This is a genomic window from Isachenkonia alkalipeptolytica (genome assembly GCF_009910325.1).
In the GTDB taxonomy this organism is placed as follows: domain Bacteria; phylum Bacillota; class Clostridia; order Peptostreptococcales; family T1SED10-28; genus Isachenkonia; species Isachenkonia alkalipeptolytica.
Window position 1 is genome coordinate 1 of sequence record NZ_SUMG01000062.1, and the last position, 804, is coordinate 804.

Here is an 804-nt window from a genome sequence, read left to right on the forward strand (position 1 = left end):
CTAGAGGGCGATAGCTTTGCGGTGGAAATCAAAGGCCGCATCCACTTTGATCTGTTTCCGGTGGTGCGTCGTACCATTAACCTGCCGACCTATACCCTGGAAGCGGTGTATGAAGCGGTTCTGGGCAAAACCAAAAGCAAACTGGGCGCGGAAGAAATTGCGGCGATTTGGGAAACCGAAGAAAGCATGAAAAAACTGGCGCAGTATAGCATGGAAGATGCGCGTGCGACCTATGAACTGGGTAAAGAATTTTTCCCGATGGAAGCGGAACTGGCGAAACTGATTGGTCAGAGCGTGTGGGATGTTAGCCGTAGCAGCACCGGTAATCTGGTGGAATGGTATCTGCTGCGCGTTGCGTATGCGCGTAATGAACTGGCGCCGAACAAACCGGACGAAGAAGAATACAAACGTCGTCTGCGTACCACCTATCTGGGCGGCTATGTGAAAGAACCGGAAAAAGGCCTGTGGGAAAACATCATCTACCTGGATTTCCGTAGCCTGTATCCGAGCATTATCGTGATCCATAACGTTAGCCCGGATACCCTGGAAAAAGAAGGCTGCAAAAACTATGATGTTGCGCCGATTGTGGGCTATCGCTTCTGCAAAGATTTTCCGGGCTTTATCCCGAGCATTCTGGGTGATCTGATTGCGATGCGCCAGGATATCAAAAAGAAAATGAAAAGCACCATCGATCCGATCGAAAAAAAAATGCTGGATTATCGCCAGCGCGCGATCAAACTGCTGGCGAACAGCTATTACGGCTATATGGGCTATCCGAAAGCGCGTTGGTATAGCAAAGTCTAG

At 49.9% G+C, this 804-nt stretch carries 1 pseudogene; it reads left to right on the plus strand.

Features of this window, described 5'->3' with window-relative positions:
* Positions 1–798 (plus strand): annotated as a pseudogene (locus ISALK_RS14870) (DNA polymerase domain-containing protein); the annotation flags it as partial.
* Positions 799–804: the final 6 nt, after the last annotated feature.